Here is a 16827-nt window from a genome sequence, read left to right on the forward strand (position 1 = left end):
AGCCACGACGACTACCTGAAGGTGACCGGCCGCCGTCGTACGCCTTAAAACCCTTTAGGACTCCCACAGGATTTCGTCGTCCACCACGCCGTCTTCATCAGCGGCCACCACCAGCAGCTCGTCCGTGAAGTGTGAGCCGAGCGTGAAGTCCAGCACGAAGTAGCGCTCCGGCTGGCCAGGGTAGATGGCCACATGGCCTAGTTTCAGGGCTTTCAGGAAAACATCGTTGGTGAGCTGGCCCTTGTCACTGACACCGAACACCGATTCGAGTTGCTCTTCCTTGAGCTGTGAACTGTGGAAGTGCAGGAACTGTTGAGGGTTGGTGCCGTCCTGATCGAGCTCGTCGGCGATCATCTCCCTGACCTGGTCCACGAGTTCCGGTAGGAAGCGCAACCTGTAATCCACCTTTCGCATGGCCGCCTCATCGAAGTGGTCGTGCGCCGTGACGTTGAGGTCCAGCTCCAGCTGATTACCGCCAAGTTCGTGTCTCGCGACGAAGCAATGTTCACGCCCGTGGTTGAGCTCGATCTCCCCAAAATGTTTGCTCGCTACCTTGCCCATGTGATCAATCTAACCCCATCAACCGGCGGGTTCCAGCACTTGGCGCCAATTCACCTCTGGAGCTTGCGACCCTTGACAGGAGTGGGTTTCAGGGGGTGAAGACCACTCTTTCCCGAGGTGTCCCTGAGGGTGTCGGCAAGCAATTGTGTGAACAACTGCACTTGGGCTGTGCGCTTTTCATTGATGAGCAGCGCGAAGATGTTCCGCGCCAGCCGGATGTCCGGTACGTCAAGGACCACGACGCCGGGTGGCCGGTTCCGGAGCGCCAGTTCCGGTACCAGCGAGGCGCCAAGCCCGGCCGCGGTCATCTCCAGGCTCGCGTGGAAGTCATCGCTGTAGGCCACCACGCGGGGGTGCAGGTTGCAGCTGGCGAACAGTCGTTCGATCACCAGGGCATCGCTGGTGCCCGGGTGGTGGACGATCCATGGCATGTCGGAGAGGTGTGCCGCCTCGATCTCGGCATCCTCACGGATTTTCCATGATGCCGGCAGCACCACCCGGAAGTCGTCGTCGCCAATCCACTGGCGTTCCAGTGAGTGCGGCCAGGCCAAGCCGGATTGCCCCACCTGGTAGACCAGCGCCACATCCAGTTCGCCGCCGCTGCGCAGGCCTTGGATGGTTTGCGCCGGCTCAGCCACGGAGACGCGCAGCTCAATGCCCAGCCCGCTCCATCGCTCATTCCGCAGGATGTCCGGCAGCACATAGGTGGCCAGGCTGGGGAAAATGCCCAGTCTCAGTTCCTGTGCGGGGGAGTCGTTGGTCCTCGAAGCCGCCGCCATGAGGGCCTCAACGTCCGTCAGCACCTTCGATGCGTGCCGGGTCATGGTAACCGCGGCCTCCGTCGGGATGACGCTGCGGGCTGACCGTTGAAAGAGTTCGACGCCGGTATCGCGTTCCAGCGCTGCCATCTGTTGGGATACTGCCGAAGCTGTGTAACCGAGTTGGGCGGCAGCGGCGGCGAAGGAACCCAGCCGGGTGACCTCCATCAAGGTGCGGAGATGGAGAAGGTTGACCATCAGCCGATTTTAGCTGTTCGCCACGCCACATTTTCAAAGTGTCACGACACGCCGTATCCGGGCGACACGCTGGAGATTAAATGTGGCTAAGTAGTCCACAGGGTGTGGATGACATCTCTCAATTCGGCGGAATCACGGACATTTTGAGAGCCCTTGCCTGTGGACGAGCGGTGGATTGAATGACATACTTGTAATACATCATCTTGGGGTTCCGGCGAGGCGCTTACACTACATGTAGTATCGATTTACGGATTGAGCGGGAAACCAGCACAAGACTAAATAAGCGTGTTGGCTGCCACAGCAGCCCGCGGGCCGGTATCGGATTCAGAAACTAGTTCCGGTTGAGCCCGCCAGATACGAAGAGCGACAGACTTCAACTAAGGGGACAGGGATCATGACCGTTACGGTTTACACGAAGCCGGCCTGTGTTCAGTGCAACGCAACCTACCGGGCACTCGACAAGAAGGGCATTGCCTACCAGAGTGTCGACATCTCCCAGGATGCCGAGGCCCTCGAGCGCCTGAAGGCCTTGGGCTACATGCAGGCTCCGGTTGTCGTGACCGAGCAGGACCACTGGTCTGGTTTCCGCCCGGACAAGATCGAGGAACTGGCCCAGGCTGTTTCCTCCGTGGCCTAAGTTTCCATTCAAACTTCGCCACCACAGCACACTAAGAATTCCTATGTAGTCGAGGTGACTCCCATGGCACCGCTGGCAGCGGCAACCGTACGCGATGCTGCGGAAGCTGTGACCACGAGGAGTCACCTCATCTACTTTTCCTCGACGTCCGAGAACACCAAACGATTCGTCCGGAAACTGGGCAGGGATGCGGCACGTATCCCGCTATATGCCCAGGATGCTCCGCTTCAGGCCCTTGAACCCTTCGTCCTTGTACTGCCCACGTACGGCGGAACGAACGGCGAGGGTTCCGTGCCGAAGCAGGTCATCAGATTTCTGAACGATCCGCGGAACAGGGAACTGATCCGCGGTGTTATCGGAGCTGGGAACACCAATTTCGCGGACAACTATTGCGCAGCGGGAGACATCATCTCCGTGAAGTGCAAAGTGCCGCATCTTTACAAATTTGAACTCATGGGGACGCCGGAAGACGTTCAGCGGGTCAACGAAGGGCTGGAAAAGTTTTGGACACAACTGTCGCAGAAACAGAAGTAACCGGGGGCGCTGTGGACACGGTCAAGAAGCCGCTGCCTGAGGCTTTCAAGGGCTTGGGTTATCACGAGCTCAACGCCATGCTGAACCTGTATGGCCCCAACGGCGAGATCCAGTTCGAAGCGGACCGTGAAGCTGCGCACCAGTACTTCCTGCAGCACGTGAACAACAACACGGTGTTCTTCCATGACCTGGAAGAGAAGCTCGACTACTTGGTGAAGAACCAGTACTACGAGCGCGAAACCCTCGACCAGTACACGATGAACTTCATCCGTGATCTCTTCAACCGCGCGTACAAGAAGAAGTTCCGCTTCGAAACCTTCCTCGGCGCCTTCAAGTTCTACACGTCCTACACGCTGAAGACTTTTGACGGCAAGCGTTTCCTGGAGCGCTACGAAGACCGCGTCTGCATGGTTGCCCTGCACCTGGCACGCGGCGACGAAGACCTGGCCAACCGCCTCGTCGATGAAATCATCGACGGCCGCTTCCAGCCGGCAACCCCCACGTTCCTCAATGCGGGCAAGGCGCAGCGTGGCGAGCTCGTCTCCTGCTTCCTGCTCCGCATCGAAGACAACATGGAGTCGATCGCCCGCGCCATCAACTCCGCGCTCCAGCTCTCCAAGCGTGGCGGCGGCGTAGCGCTTTCGCTCACCAACATCCGTGAGCACGGCGCCCCGATCAAGCAGATCGAAAACCAGTCCTCCGGAGTCATCCCCGTGATGAAGCTCCTCGAAGACAGCTTCTCCTACGCCAACCAGCTCGGTGCCCGCCAGGGTGCAGGTGCCGTGTACCTGCACGCCCACCACCCGGACATCCACCGCTTCCTGGACACCAAGCGTGAGAACGCAGACGAGAAGATCCGCATCAAGACGCTCTCCTTGGGCGTTGTGGTTCCGGACATCACGTTCGAACTCGCCAAGAAGAACGAGGACATGTACCTCTTCTCCCCGTATGACGTCGAGAAGGTCTACGGTGTTCCGTTCTCCGATATTTCGGTGACCGAGAAGTACTACGAGATGGTTGACGATTCCCGGATCAAGAAGACCAAGATCAGCGCCCGTGAGTTCTTCCAGACCCTCGCGGAGATCCAGTTCGAGTCCGGCTACCCGTACATCATGTTCGAGGACACCGTGAACCGGGCCAACCCGATCGACGGCAAGATCACCATGAGCAACCTGTGCTCGGAGATCCTGCAGGTTTCCTCGCCGTCCATCTACGCCGAGGACCTGAGCTACGAGACCGTGGGCAAGGACATCTCCTGCAACCTCGGTTCCATGAACATCGCCAAGACCATGGACTCGCCGGACTTCGGTCTCTCGATCGAGACGTCCATCCGTGCCCTCAGCGCTGTTTCGGATATGTCCTACATCAACTCGGTTCCGTCCATCGCTCAAGGCAACGCCCAGAGCCACGCGATCGGCCTCGGACAGATGAACCTGCACGGTTACCTGGCCCGCGAGCACGTCCACTACGGTTCCGAAGAGGGCCTGGATTTCACCAACATTTACTTCTACACGGTGCTGTTCCACGCTCTGCGCGCTTCCAACCGACTCGCTATCGAGACCGGCCAGAAGTTCGGCGGCTTCGAGAAGTCCACCTACGCAAGCGGTGAGTTCTTCGATAAGTACACCGAGCAGGAATGGGTTCCGGAAACGGAGCGCGTCCGCGAGCTCTTCGCTGGCCACCACATCCCCACCCAGGATGACTGGCGCGAGTTGAAGGCTTCCGTCATGGAGCACGGTATCTACAACCAGAACCTCCAGGCCGTGCCGCCCACCGGTTCCATCAGCTACATCAACAACTCCACGTCCTCGATCCACCCGGTGGCCGCCAAGATCGAAATCCGCAAGGAAGGCAAGATCGGCCGCGTCTACTACCCGGCTCCGTACCTGACCAACGACAACCTGGAGTACTACCAGGATGCCTACGAAATCGGCTACGAGAAGATCATCGACACCTACGCCGCTGCCACGCAGCACGTGGACCAGGGCCTGTCCCTGACGCTGTTCTTCAAGGACACCGCCACCACGCGTGACATCAACAAGGCGCAGATCTACGCATGGCGCAAGGGCATCAAGACCCTCTACTACATCCGTCTCCGTCAGCTCGCGCTGGAGGGCACTGAGGTGGAGGGCTGCGTTAGCTGCATGTTGTGATCAACCCCTATAGGTTGATTTATGGTGGCCTTGGCTACCCTCATAACTAAAGCGTACGACGGCGGGTTTCCACCCGCCGTCGTAGGCTTATCTCAAGAAAACCATCGCTTAAAGGGGATGAAATGACCGAAAAGGTCAAGCTGCTGACACACGTCGAGGCCATCAACTGGAACAAGATCCAGGACGACAAGGACGTGGAAGTCTGGAACCGCCTGGTCAACAATTTCTGGCTCCCGGAAAAGGTGCCGTTGTCCAACGACGTCCAGTCGTGGCACACGCTGACGCCGGATGAGCAGCAACTCACCATGCGCGTGTTCACCGGGCTCACTCTCTTGGACACGATCCAGGGCACGGTGGGCGCTGTTTCGCTGATTCCGGACGCCATCACCCCGCACGAAGAAGCTGTGTACACCAACATCGCCTTCATGGAGTCGGTGCACGCGAAGTCCTATTCGTCCATCTTCTCCACCCTGTGCTCCACCAAGGAGATTGACGACGCTTTCCGCTGGTCCCTCGAAAACGAGAACCTGCAAAAGAAGGCCCAGATCGTCATGGACTACTACCAGGGGGACGATCCCCTGAAGCGCAAGGTGGCTTCCACACTGCTGGAGAGCTTCCTGTTCTACTCCGGCTTCTACCTGCCCATGTACTGGTCCTCGCGCGCCAAGCTGACCAACACGGCCGACCTCATCCGCCTCATCATCCGTGATGAGGCCGTGCACGGTTATTACATCGGCTACAAGTTCCAGAAGGGCTTGGAGAAGGTTTCCGAGGCCCGCAAGCAGGAAATCAAGGACTACACGTTCGAGCTTCTCTTCGAGCTGTACGAAAACGAAGTCCAGTACACGCACGACCTCTACGACGGCGTCGGCCTGGCCGAAGACGTCAAGAAGTTCCTGCACTACAACGCCAACAAGGCCCTCATGAACCTCGGCTACGAGGCCATGTTCCCGGCTTCCGTCACCGATGTGAACCCGGCCATCCTGTCGGCCCTGTCCCCGAATGCTGACGAGAACCACGACTTCTTCTCCGGCTCGGGCTCCTCTTACGTGATTGGCAAGGCTGTCAACACGGAAGATGAGGACTGGGAGTTCTAAGTCCTCCTGTGAGATGACAGGCTAGTTGGCCATTCTGACAACTTAGGTGGCCACTGGCCAGACAAGTTGGCCAACGGACAGGCTATTTGGCCGCTTTCGAGTCCTATGGACAAGTTAGTTGGCCATTTCTCCTAAGCTCCCGTCGATCGGTCCGTGTGTTTTGGTGCCCCTGTCACTCTCTGACGGGGGCACCCCGACTGGTGTTGGAACATGAGGGCTGAGGCAACGATGGAGCATGGCCCCGTGCGGTGCGCTGTGTGTGCGGCGTTCAGAGTTGGCTCCTAGGGGTTGCTCGGCCATATGACACGTTCCAGGGTGCTATAGCTGTTGGTTCCACGTTCATCCGTATAGGTCGGCGTGAACACCGCGGCCTGCCGGGGTTGGTCTGCGTTCAGCAGGCAAGCCGGCATCGCGTGTAGAAGCACCGGGGACAACAGATGCGTTGGTGTCCCTTTATCATCAAATTTTGTCCGTCGCGCTGACAGATGCTCGCGCCTAGAGTCTAGGCTTCCGGGGTCGAGGAAGATGCTCTCCTGCTAGGTCAGTCGGCGGCTCTTAGCAGGGGGACAGGACCGTGGCTTTTAGGACTACGAAAATTCAGTCAGTAGCGGCAGCCGACCCGGAGGCTCTCTACAGGCAGATCGCCAAGACCAATGCAGGTCCGGCCTATCTTTGGGGACATCAGCAGGAACTTCTCCTCGGCTGGCACGAACACTTCCGGGGCCACGAAAATGTTGCTCTGGAGCTTCCCACCGGTGCTGGGAAGACCTTGGTGGGCGGCTTGATCGCGGAGTGGATCAGGCGGGAAGAGCATAAGCCGGTGGCATATCTTTGCCCAACCCGGCAATTGGCCAAGCAAGCCCACGAGAAACTGGTGTCCTACGGTATCTCAGCCGTAGACCTGACCGGAAAATCGTCGGGCTGGCCGCCGGCGGACCGGGCAAAGTTCACCAGTGCCCAGTCTGTTGCGGTCGCCACCTATAGCCACGTCTTCAACGCATACCCGAAAATCCGGGACACCGGCACGTTGATTTTCGATGACGCCCACGCCGGCTCCAGCTATGTCTCGTCCGCCTGGACCGTCTCAGTTTCGCGGTCAGAGTCCCTTTACTTCACCTCACTGACTGCGCTCTCTGCCGGTCTGGACTCCGCGACGGTCGAAAGCCTCCGCGACGACGGATCCAGCCTCCGGAACGACGGCAGCGTCTACCTAGTCTCACCCCGAGCTGTCCTCGCGGCTCAGCCCCAGCTGCAGGCTGCCATCGCGGCGGATGGGAACAAGGACCGCGGATACAGAACGTCCATGATCGGGGGCAACCTTGGACTTTGCATGGTCTACGTATCCCACTCAAAGTTGGAGATTCGACCTCTTATCTGCCCCACAGCAACACACGATGCTTTCAGTTCGCCCCAGCGCCGGATCTTCATGAGCGCAACATTGGGGGAGGGGGGCGAGCTTGAGCGTTCTTTCGGAGTCCCTGACATCGCCAGGATGCCCATCCCGCGGGGTTGGGACAAAGAAGGCACGGGCCGAAGGTTCTTTGTGTTCCCGGCTGTCACCAATGAGTTGAATGATGACCCAGACCTTCTCGCTCCGTGGGTGAAGCAGACTATCGAAGTCCATGGCCGTACGGCACTTCTTACTCCCAGCGCAACTGAATCTTCAAACGTGCTCGAAAAATCAATTCCTGAAGGGTTTACTCGTCTGAACGGGCACACCGTCGAGAATGACATGGCAATCTTCACGAACGATGAGAAGTCGATCCTTGATCTCGCAAACCGTTACGACGGGGTCGATCTCCCCAACGAAGCATGCCGGCTGGTCATTTTGTCCGGCCTCCCCACTCAAAGCGATTTGCAGGAGAAGTTCCAATACAACTCACTCGGCGCCCAGAACGTCCTTCAGGAACGGATCAGGACCCGGCTGGTGCAGGGCATGGGCCGGGCCACGAGGAATCAACACGATTTTTCTACCGTAGTCGTTCTCGGCACTGAGTTGACGAACTTCATGTACCGCCCTGAGGTCTTGCAGGCGTTCCGGGAAGAAATCCAGGCTGAAATAGAGTTTGGCCGCGAGGAGAGCCTTGGCCGTGACATCGCAGACGTCAACGAGAACATGGCTGCCTTCCTGGCACAGAGCGAAGCCTGGTCCGCCGTCGACGCTCAAATCGCCACTGACCGCCTGATGAAGAAACGTGTCAGTCCCCACGGAACTGCTGAATTGGCCAGTGCCGCCTCCTTCGAAGTGCAGGCAATGGACGCCTTGTGGTCAGGGGATCTTGAGAGCGCGCTGCGGCAGGCACGCGCGGTGCTGGATGAACTGGCCCGTAACCCGAAAACCGGACGCTACGCTGCGCTATGGTTCCTGCTGGCCTGCAGTTGGACTCTGATGCTGGCCGATCAGCGAGGAGACTCTGAACGCTCACTGCATCGGGCCGCGGTTAAGCATTTCGCCAACGTGCGGGAGCACGCCCGCGGGACAACTTGGTTCAGGCACCTCGACCCGGAAGACCAGGACGGGGTGTCCGTCGAGTCCTACGACGAACTGGACTGCTTCGCCGCCGCCCAGATTGTAGACAGGATCAAGGCGAAGACGTGGGGGCGAGAAACCCGGGATCAGCTGGACCAGGCCGTGCGGGGGCTCAACCAAAACAGCTACAAGCCTTTCGAGGGCGGTCTAGTCACCTTGGGAATGCTGGCCGGTGCAAGCGAGTCGTTCGGCAACAACGGAGAGCAAGCAGCCCCCGATGCTGTATGGATCTTCGGTGACCTGCTGTGGGTAGCCTGGGAGGCGAAGAGCGAAGCAAAGCCGGGAGGAAAGGTTCCCGCCCGCTACTCCCGGGAGGCTAGTTCTCATCTGACCTTTACCGCCACCAAACGTACGGAAGAGGCCCCCGAGTCGTCCTTCATCTGCTACGTCACCCCTCAAACGAGTGCCGATGCGGGCGCCATGGCCGTCGCGGGCGAGGACGTATTCATGTTGCCGCTCCATGAGCCTTCAACTCTGCTGGCCCGGTTGGAAAAGGCGTGGGCCACTGCCCGGGCGATGGGTGACGGAGTAGAAGTCCTGACAGTGTTGCAAGCTCTAAAGCAAGAAGGGTGCCTACCGAGTCAGTGGATTGCGCACTACATGAGGCATCCCCTCAAGTATTTTTCGATGGAGCCGGTCTCAGGTGGGACAAAGGCGGAAGTGACTCCGGACAACGTCCAAGAGTCGACTCCCGCCGAGGATAAGGCCGAGTCCGGAAATGAAAAGGGCATCCACAAGAAAAAGGCCTGCGAAAGTCCCAGCGCAGATCCTAAGGCGCCAGCAATCAGCCCGCAAGATTCTCCGGCGGACAAATAAGTCGACTCTCCAGGAATCCACCACGGTGATTGAGAGCCCGTTCTAGGCTGCTCGCGTGCGAAAATGATGCCGTGGATCACACCCAGCCTCCAGACCAACCGGTTGTCAGCGAATTAGCTCCATTGCCTGAGGACGAATTTGGGGCGGCCGATTCCGGGCCCATCAGCGCTGATGATGCGAATTGTTGTCTGCTGTTTCAGGGCACGAACGGGGAGTCGTCCGGGCGGTATCTCCCGGGCGGTTATACGCTGAGTCTCAAAGGAAGCGTCACCGCACAGCATCACCTTACGGCCCTTCATGAGATCCACCACAAAGTATTGAACGATGACACGGCGTGGGGATCACTCATCCATTTCGCCGCCGAACACCCCGGTTGGGACACTGCCCTTCTCGCGCAGCTCGTGGGAAGCTGCAGCGTCATCCATGAAGCATTCGCCAGCTTCATGTCAGCCTCATATGCCGGGCTACGCCACGAGAACGTCGAAGAGGTTTTGGAAGCGTATCCCATCTACCGTCCCTTGATGGTGCGCATGGAGCGACTCCTCACGCATGTACCCCAAGGGCACCGGAAAGAGATAGCCGCCACTGCCGTCGCCCGATTCTGCATGAGCCCACCGGTGCTGGCGCTCGTATTTGATCTATACCCGCGCGCAGTGAGGCTGGCTGACATCCCATCCGCGTGGCACCCCGACCAGCGCTTTCGCCGCTTCGGCGGTGTTCGCCCGGCAACCATCATTGACGCGGTGAAAGCGGCAGACGCAGGTTTTCTCCGCACCTATGGACAATCAATCGATGCGCTGACTCTCGAGGCGACCGATGACCTGCTCGAGGCTGCGTGGAAAACCTGGGAGGAAACGTTTATCAACAGCGTAGTATCCTCAAACCCCCGGCTGCGCGATTTGGCCCACGTCCCAGCCAACGACCACCTAGCCGGGGTTGGGCAACTTGTTCACGCGGCTACCAGTCGCGGCATCCCCATGTCTCTCACCCAGGACTCAGGTGAGCGGGCGCTCAGTGATGCCGAATCTGTGCAGCGTATCCTCAGTGCGACGGAGCTGCGACTTCGCGAGGAGCCGTGGTCATCGGCTCTTGCCGAGATCGGGACTGACGTGGACAGTGCTGATGTGATGGGTCTGAGCGCAGCAGGGCCGGTACCGTTTTTGCTGATTCATGGGCGAATGCCGGTGCAGCTATCCGAAGCGTTCACGTTCTTGGCTGCCGACCCTGTCGACCACGAGGACCAACGGACGCCGATCTTTGCGGTGCGCTTGCTCGTAGATCACGATGGGCAGGACCTCATACTGAATGCGACGATTCCAAGCCCGAATGCCTACCGAGAACTGGCAGAGGCTTGGCCGGAAGAATACCTCCTCGCGAACTGCATCACAGCCAGCTGCTTCGCCCAGGGCGGGTGGCAGAAAGTGTGGTTGCCCGTACTGAACTCCCGTCCAACGGTGGTGTTGATGGACACAGGATTCCTGGGAACTATCGGCGCCGGCCGTTTGCTCGGTGCTGACGAGAGGGTCTATGGGGCATACATGGGGCTTGCCGACCCCACCGTGAAAGCCCTCATTCTCCACGTGGACGGCCATCCCCACGTCATCCTGGCCATCGCCGACGACCTCACCATCCAGCTTCTTGCCGGACAGCTCACGGACCTTCTCGGTGGGCGCCTCATCATGGACGACGACGACTGGTCCGAGTGGATGTCGGTACTGTCCGCTGTATCCGCTTCAGTGCTCGGTACGGAGTCATCGCTGCGCTTCAACGGCACGGCGTCTACCTGATGCGAGAGGTTTCCGGTCTGTACCATCACCGCGGCTGGCGCATCGAGGTCGGTGACGACGCAGAGGCAGCGGACGTACTCGTTGCTTCAATGCACGAAGCGATGCACGACAGGCTTCAAATGACGACTATTTACGGCTGCACGGTGGCGCTGCTCCAGGAACGGGCAACACGAGATCAAAAGGAGCAGGCTCTCGCACAGGCCATGGCGCTGCAGCGCGGTTCCGCCCGAGTTCATGAGGAATACGCCACCTGGATGTCCACGATTCCTGCCGGATGGGGAGTTGAAACTCTGAGGCAAGCGTTTCCCATCTATGCACGGCACCTGGTCCGTTCTCAAAGGCGCGTGCAAGCCCTGCATGGCCCATATCTGGCCATGCACGCTACTCAAGCGGTCGCCCGCGCTTGTATGCAACCGGCCGCCCTTACTGGACTTCTTGCTGCTGAGGACCCTTCGACGCTCACGGCGGGCATGCTTGATCACACCATGCGGCCAGATGTCAGACTGCAACGCCTGGAGCGTGCGCTTTCCCAGCATGGCTGGGGACCATTGGAGGGCTGGGCCGGCGATGCTGTCGACATGAGCCCGGAGCGTTTCGCAGATGAGAGCGACCCGGGGTGGGGTGAGCTCAACCGGGCAGCCTATGAATGGTGCCGCGCGCTCCTTGAGTCTTCGGGTTGCCCGACGCTGCCTTACGACGGGCACCTCCCACACGTGGATTCGCTTCGCAAGGCTATAGGGCTTCCTGAGAACGCTGCCGACGTGCCGTCTTCGTTGATTGCGTTGATGTCCGTCGAATCGGAGACGCTGGTCCTTGAGGACCCACTGCCTGCAGTTGTTCTGCCCGCGGGCACACCGCCCGCTGAACTTCTCGCCGGGGACGGTGACCGCAAGCACCTTTTTCTCGCCATCCGCCCCCGACAGCGCCTGCTCGAGCAGTATCAGCTGGGCGGTGGTTCCCTCAGCGATGCACCCCACGTGGCTGTTCTGCGCCGCGTACGTGAAGATGGCACCGTCGAAGTCCTCGACGTGACGGACCAGAGCCCAACCGCGATTTCCGGCGCCGGGGCCGTGGTTGTCAGCATTGCCATGTCTTCCCTGGCCCAGGAGCCCGTCCAGCAGTACTGGAAGCCGCTCCTCGGACGAGAACAGGCCTCCGTTCTATGCGATCTACGCCCGTCCGTGAACCTGCAGGGGTGGCTGCGGGAGACTGCCTTGACGGTGAGATATGCGATGGTTGGGATCGAGACCAGGGTCGGGATGGTTCGTCTGCTGGTGTTCCAGATTGAAGACGGCGCCAGCTCATCGCGCATTTACATCTCTCCGGTGAGCCGGCTGTACAGTTCCGGACTGTCGCTGTGGCTCAACGAATCCCAGAGCACGGCGGGGAGGGCCCGGCATGACGACACGCTAGGGGACCTGCCGCTGGTCCGATTCTCTGCTGCCCATATTCTTCTTGAAGAACGACTATTTTCCTTCACCGCAGGAGACACCCGATGACGACCACCGTTAACCTGTATGACTATTTCTCGGAACGGGACATTCCTGAAGAGTTCGACCGCGAATGGCTTAGCTCAGATGTGCTCGCCCCGCTCGGCATCAAAGCCGATAACTACATGGCGGACATTTGCGAAGACATCCTGGTCAGCGCTGCCGACAACATTGCCGGGGAACTCCATATGCGACCCGGAGGCTGGCGGATAAATCTTGGCACGTCCATCGTTCGTACGTTCGTTACATCAGCTGTCGTGGGTGCCGGCCTTTTCGTCGCTGGGGCCGATCAGATACCGCTGGAGCTTCTTCCTGCGGTCCTACCCCTTCTGGTGGACCTTAAACAAGTGCGCTTGAACCGACAGGACCGGCAACTGTTCATTCCTCTTAAAACCGCAGCCGCCGGGCTTGAAGGGTTCGCTCTGCATCCCGAGGTGCTCTACAACCGACTCGATCCCGCAGTAAGGGACCGGCTCAACTACGGTGATTATTTGGCCTTCACGGAGCGGCTCATCGAGGCAGGGGAACTCGACAACGCAGGCGGGGACGACATCCGACCCCGCCGCGATACTGCGTGGATCCGGATCACCCTGGAATGACGTGGCTGGAGCATCGGTCCAGACCCGTGGAAGTGAAGCATCACCGGTGTGACGTTGGTGCTTTCCCGAGGGGCGGACGGTGGTTCATGGCCGGACGGGAGCGTGTCAGTGCGCACTCAACAGGGGCGGCAGCGCCTCAATGCTGACAACCGGTGAGGTTGTTCGGAGAGTCGCAACGTGGTCGTCGCGGATTTGTATCCAGCAACGGGCGGGCTCGCCCACAGAACAGGATTCAAGCATGAGCAGGTCCAACACTTCAGCATCGCGGCGCAACTGGGACGGCTCGAGGTCCTGAAAATCCTGAGCGGCTTCTGTAGCCAACGGGTGACGTTCCATGGTTCTGGCGGTCAGGTCGATGACATATTGGCTACCCATGGCAGTGCTCACCAAAAAGCGGCCGACGTCATCGTTGCTCAGTTCCTAGGTCATCCGTCGATTGTCCGCCGTTGGCGGGTGCAAACAAAGAGCCACGAGTTGATCGTGGCCCTTCGGGTGTCGTTGCGTGGTTGCAGCCACCGCAACTGTCCATAACAGGTCGCCGGAGCGGACCGTGTACTTTGTGTCATCTCCAACCCGGCCAGAGTAGGCGGAGCAGGTTCCAAGGTCAAGGAATTGGCCCGGGAACGTTGACGGGTCCTCACCCGTACATCACTCTGGAGGTGCCCCCGAGGCCACTCGTACGAGGCCTTTCCCGTGAACAGGACCGGGTACAAGAAAGCCGGGTGCCCGTACTGCTCCAAAAGGAAGCTTCTCGTAGGCTTCAACGACCTTGCAACCCAGTATCCGGCCATTGCCAAAGACTGGAACAGTGGACAGAACGGGGGCGTTCGGCGCAGGAGGTCCTGCCGGGCAGCAGACTTTGGTGGTGGACCTGCCCTCACGGCCATGATCAGCACATGATGTTCCGCAACCGGCTTCGCGCCGGGGGATGCACAGCCTGTCCGCCGGATCGGAGGCGATCAGCTGAGACCGGACTGGCCCATCCCGCCTTGACTCCCCTGTAGTGCCGCAGGACTCTTATAAAGAGGACAGATGAAGACGAATCAGTCCTGGAGAAAGGCTGCGGGTGATGGCTGGCAGGCATACGAGAGGATCCGTCGTTACCGGCGACCTTCTCACCCGGGGTGAACATGATCTTTGTTCTTGCGGGCACAAGGACCCACACGCAATGTCGCGTGCCGAGCTTGCCAGCGAAGCGAATGGGTGGCGCCGTGTCGACCGTGCCGCTGCGAAGCTACGGGTCACCCTGGATGCAAGACTCAACCGAGCGACCCCGACGTCGGTAGTCGACCTGGCCAGGGAGTCAGGGGAACCCATACTCGGGCAGGGCTGGGAAGAAGTCACGGTGCGGCGCCTTAGCCTTGAGGCCCGCCGCCGCTGTGACTGCCGGTGCCATCGTTCGAAGGACCCCGGTCATGTGTGAGCAACTGTCGGTTGCTCTGCACGTTCAGCCCTCCAGGTGACCAAGCCCTCAATTCCGAGCCTGGTGCGCCGTGCTGAGGCTTCTGGTGATTGGTCATCGGATTCGCCCGGTCGGGCGGTGTCGTCCAAAATCAGTGTCAGCAAGAGATCCTCCGGAACGGTGTCCTCCAGTTTGTGTATGTCCAAGGCGAGCTCAGGGTCAGGAGCTCGATGTTTATCGAGGAGTGGAAGCGGCATGACGAATTTGGCGGCCAATCCCGCCAGCGACAGACGTCCTGACACTAACGCCTCAGATGTCAGCTTTTGGAGACGAACCATTCCCTCCAGTGAGAAGACAGAACTCCATACGTCGAGACGCTCGGCATCCGGTATGTCCGCGGTCTCGCTGCACCACTGGTCCACGAGCCAGGTGGTGGCTTGCTCCAGCCAGGACTGAACGAGAGCGTCTGCAAATGACGCGGTGACAAATATGTCTTGATCCTCCTCGTGAGGTTTGTGGGCTGCAGCTAGGTGATCCTGTTCCCGGGTCAAGGACCGAACTTGTGTCAGGGTCGACCCTAAGGCGGCGGGGCGGTGGAAACGTGACACCACGTCGTGAACGTCGGCAGGATCCCAGGCCCCCTGGCGGTGGATGAGCTTGGCCAGCCAGGTCACCTTGAGGTCGAAGCTTCCGATGTACCTATCGAAGGTGACAGGCCGCTGCGCCAACCCTTGACTGAGATAGTGGATCAATGGACGCAAATCCGCCTCGTAATCTGTCTGGCGTGTTGCTTTTCTAAGCGCCAGCATTTGTGTGTCTTCGACAGGATGATCGAACGTTCCCGGGCAACCTCCGCCGTGATGGACTTCGCCACTGCTAACGCGGTCCAGGTCCCTTCTGACGAGAACATCGGATACATCGCCTGCCGGGAGTGAGAACGTGAAGTAGCGCTTGAAGTATTCTTGCTCGTAGGCTCGGCAGTCCCGGTTCGCCCCTGAGGATCCCGGAGCATCCTTGGCGAATGCTTGAGGGAAGATGGATGAGAGGGCCTCAACCAACTCATGGGCTACGTCCTTTTCAAAGCCGCATGCAACTATCCTCTCCACCCATTTCTCGTCCTTCAGTACTGTCGTAATCTGCGATGACCCCTGGTTGATCGTTAGGTCGTTCGCCCACATCGGCAGCATGTTGTACAAATCCGCGAAGAAGAGCCGCAGGAACGTCAGAGCATAGAAATCGGCCGGATCAACATCCCCGCCAGCCAGTGGTAGAAACGTTCTTGCTTGGAGGGCAAATCTCTGACATGCCCGCGGCGTGGTCAATGAGGCCCACATGTGGTCGCGGTAGAAAGACTCGAACCGGATCTTTGGCGTAGACCCGCCTCCGTTGGCGGAGGCGTTGTCCAAACTGGGGCCAAGACTGTTGAACACTATTTCCTGCAGAAACCGCTGCTGCGGTGCCGGCAGATCCAGCGGGTACTGGACAATCTTCTCCAGATAGTCTTCCGCGCCAGCCGAATCGCTACCCAGAGCATTGCGGAGAGTCCGGATGGTTGATTTTCTGTCATAGGCGAGCAGGTAGTTGACCCGTGGAAAGCGACCGAGGAGCCGGACAGTTTTCATCAAGAGGAGAAGTTCTTTCGGCTGCAAACGGTCGACGTCGTCCACGACCACGAGGATTTTGACGCTTGCCTCCCGGATGGCGTTGGCAAGGTCGGTAAAGGCGGAGTCCCATGATTTGCTGGGCAGGAACTCCCGGAGTGTTTCCGCGGCGGCGGTGCCGACGACGGGAATCGCCTTCAAAGCCGGGGCGCCTCGCCGGAGTACCTCGATGGCCTTCTTTTGGACGCTTTCGTGCGAACCAACGGGAACGGCTTCCAGGATCGCGGAATAGAGGCCTGCCTGCAGGCCCTCGTCGTCCTCAAAGGACCAGGGGTTAAACCGGACGACCTTGACGGTGCTGTCCAGTCGCCTGGTTATGTAGTGAAGGACCGTAGATTTGCCCGATCCCCATGCTCCGACCAAACCAAGGACTGTGCTGTCATTGCTGTCGGAAAGCCCCTCGATCAGATTGGCTACCATCTTAACAAAGGGACCACGATCGAGCTTGTCTTTGTTCGGATCTGTCAGTGGGGCGTCCGCCCAAGGTTCAACCACATCAGCGAGTCTATGCGTTCAGATCATCGGACCCGGACCATCGGACGGG

Annotated in this window: 12 protein-coding genes and 1 pseudogene; 9 read left to right on the top strand and 4 right to left on the bottom strand. The window is 59.4% G+C overall.

What is annotated here, in order from left to right:
- Window positions 1-54 precede the first annotated feature (54 nt).
- Together AC1RJY_RS09675 and AC1RJY_RS09680 are read right to left on the bottom strand one after the other, a co-directional pair.
- Entirely contained in the window at window positions 55-561 is a 507-nt protein-coding gene (locus AC1RJY_RS09675) for a DUF2004 domain-containing protein (protein WP_011775024.1), read from the bottom strand.
- A 50-nt stretch (window positions 562-611) separates the two neighbouring features.
- Window positions 612-1577 carry a LysR family transcriptional regulator gene (locus AC1RJY_RS09680; RefSeq protein WP_011775023.1) on the bottom strand — a complete coding sequence of 322 codons (966 nt, stop codon included), beginning with the start codon at window positions 1575-1577 and terminating at the stop codon, window positions 612-614.
- A gap of 394 nt (window positions 1578-1971) precedes the next feature.
- On the opposite strand from AC1RJY_RS09680, the gene nrdH reads away from it, so the two are divergent.
- From nrdH to AC1RJY_RS09720, 8 genes are all read left to right on the top strand, one after another.
- Window positions 1972-2214: a glutaredoxin-like protein NrdH gene (gene nrdH, locus AC1RJY_RS09685; RefSeq protein ID WP_011775022.1), complete on the top strand. Its 243-nt coding sequence runs from the start codon at window positions 1972-1974 to the stop codon at window positions 2212-2214.
- A 63-nt stretch (window positions 2215-2277) separates the two neighbouring features.
- Entirely contained in the window at window positions 2278-2748 is a 471-nt protein-coding gene (nrdI, locus tag AC1RJY_RS09690; RefSeq protein WP_014922017.1) for a class Ib ribonucleoside-diphosphate reductase assembly flavoprotein NrdI, read from the top strand.
- Window positions 2749-2759: 11 nt separating this feature from the next.
- Window positions 2760-4901: a class 1b ribonucleoside-diphosphate reductase subunit alpha gene (gene nrdE, locus AC1RJY_RS09695; RefSeq protein WP_014922016.1), complete on the top strand. Its 2142-nt coding sequence runs from the start codon at window positions 2760-2762 to the stop codon at window positions 4899-4901.
- A 122-nt stretch (window positions 4902-5023) separates the two neighbouring features.
- On the top strand, window positions 5024-5998 hold the full coding sequence (gene nrdF, locus AC1RJY_RS09700) for a class 1b ribonucleoside-diphosphate reductase subunit beta (protein WP_011775019.1): 975 nt from the start codon (window positions 5024-5026) through the stop codon (window positions 5996-5998).
- 574 nt (window positions 5999-6572) lie between these two features.
- Window positions 6573-9344, top strand: coding sequence for a DEAD/DEAH box helicase (locus AC1RJY_RS09705; protein ID WP_498602203.1), 2772 nt, complete (start codon window positions 6573-6575; stop codon window positions 9342-9344).
- A 317-nt stretch (window positions 9345-9661) separates the two neighbouring features.
- Window positions 9662-11131 carry a hypothetical protein gene (locus tag AC1RJY_RS09710; protein ID WP_498602204.1) on the top strand — a complete coding sequence of 490 codons (1470 nt, stop codon included), beginning with the start codon at window positions 9662-9664 and terminating at the stop codon, window positions 11129-11131.
- Window positions 11047-12630, top strand: a complete 1584-nt coding sequence (locus tag AC1RJY_RS09715; protein WP_498602205.1) for a hypothetical protein — start codon at window positions 11047-11049, stop codon at window positions 12628-12630. The genes AC1RJY_RS09710 and AC1RJY_RS09715 overlap by 85 nt, the downstream gene beginning before the upstream one ends.
- The gene (locus tag AC1RJY_RS09720; protein ID WP_498602206.1) at window positions 12627-13220 is read left to right on the top strand and encodes a hypothetical protein; all 594 of its coding nucleotides are present in this window, start codon (window positions 12627-12629) and stop codon (window positions 13218-13220) included. Before AC1RJY_RS09715 ends, AC1RJY_RS09720 begins: the two co-directional genes overlap by 4 nt.
- A gap of 105 nt (window positions 13221-13325) precedes the next feature.
- Here AC1RJY_RS09720 and AC1RJY_RS09725 read toward each other — a convergent pair whose 3' ends face one another.
- Window positions 13326-13595, bottom strand: a complete 270-nt coding sequence (locus AC1RJY_RS09725; RefSeq protein ID WP_498602207.1) for a hypothetical protein — start codon at window positions 13593-13595, stop codon at window positions 13326-13328.
- Between the two features lie 285 nt (window positions 13596-13880).
- On the opposite strand from AC1RJY_RS09725, the pseudogene AC1RJY_RS09730 reads away from it, so the two are divergent.
- Window positions 13881-14120: pseudogene (locus tag AC1RJY_RS09730) on the top strand (zinc-ribbon domain-containing protein); the annotation flags it as partial.
- A 513-nt stretch (window positions 14121-14633) separates the two neighbouring features.
- Here AC1RJY_RS09730 and AC1RJY_RS09735 read toward each other — a convergent pair.
- Window positions 14634-16778 carry a KAP family P-loop NTPase fold protein gene (locus AC1RJY_RS09735; protein ID WP_498602208.1) on the bottom strand — a complete coding sequence of 715 codons (2145 nt, stop codon included), beginning with the start codon at window positions 16776-16778 and terminating at the stop codon, window positions 14634-14636.
- Window positions 16779-16827 lie beyond the last annotated feature (49 nt).

The sequence above is a fragment of the Arthrobacter sp. GW822-FHT05G07 genome (assembly GCF_058799755.1).

Coding starts and splice junctions, on each gene's coding strand:
- AC1RJY_RS09720 (WP_498602206.1), top strand. CDS start 12,627: ATGACGACCACCGTTAACCTGTATGACTATTTCTCGGAACGGGACATT.
- nrdH (WP_011775022.1), top strand. CDS start 1,972: ATGACCGTTACGGTTTACACGAAGCCGGCCTGTGTTCAGTGCAACGCA.
- AC1RJY_RS09675 (WP_011775024.1), bottom strand. CDS start 561: ATGGGCAAGGTAGCGAGCAAACATTTTGGGGAGATCGAGCTCAACCAC.
- nrdI (WP_014922017.1), top strand. CDS start 2,278: ATGGCACCGCTGGCAGCGGCAACCGTACGCGATGCTGCGGAAGCTGTG.
- AC1RJY_RS09680 (WP_011775023.1), bottom strand. CDS start 1,577: ATGGTCAACCTTCTCCATCTCCGCACCTTGATGGAGGTCACCCGGCTG.
- nrdF (WP_011775019.1), top strand. CDS start 5,024: ATGACCGAAAAGGTCAAGCTGCTGACACACGTCGAGGCCATCAACTGG.
- AC1RJY_RS09725 (WP_498602207.1), bottom strand. CDS start 13,595: ATGGGTAGCCAATATGTCATCGACCTGACCGCCAGAACCATGGAACGT.